Origin of the sequence: Rossellomorea aquimaris (genome assembly GCF_001877785.1) — a bacterium.
GTDB lineage: Bacteria > Bacillota > Bacilli > Bacillales > Bacillaceae_B > Rossellomorea > Rossellomorea aquimaris_A.
This window is the reverse complement of the sequence record NZ_MINN01000007.1, coordinates 1-430: the sequence shown is the minus strand read 5'-3', so window position 1 is coordinate 430 and position 430 is coordinate 1. Positions and strand designations below refer to the sequence as shown.

At 46.0% G+C, this 430-nt stretch carries 1 pseudogene; it reads left to right on the top strand.

Going from position 1 to position 430, the window contains the following annotated elements:
- Positions 1–137 precede the first annotated feature (137 nt).
- A pseudogene (locus tag BHE18_RS00040) lies at positions 138–430 on the top strand (mechanosensitive ion channel domain-containing protein); the annotation flags it as partial.

The following is a 430-nucleotide window of genomic DNA, read 5'->3' as shown; positions in this document are numbered from 1 at the left end:
TGTGCGTATGTTGTTGTGACGAAGGCGTCGTTGCGTGTGGCAGTGGAGTTGTTGTAGTTTATGGTTGTGTGTGTAAGCTACAGATCGGATTCTGAGATAGGTGTCTGGTTCGTGTTGTATTAGTTGTTTTTTTTTTCATCGGTATCGGTTTTGGTGTCCGCAATATTGCCGCGAACTTCGTGTCGGGCATTATCATTTTATTCGAACGGCCAATGGAAGTCGGCGAAATGGTCGAGATCGACAAAAAAATTGGGCGCATCACTAAAATCAAATTGCGTTCGACTGTCGTCGAAACGCTAAAAGACGGCACGCTTGTCGTACCAAATCAGTATTTCATCGAGCAGATTGTTAAGAACCGTTCGGGAGCGAAACTGTTCGCCCGTGTCACCGTCAGCGTCGAGTATGGCTTTGATACGGAATTGATCGAAGA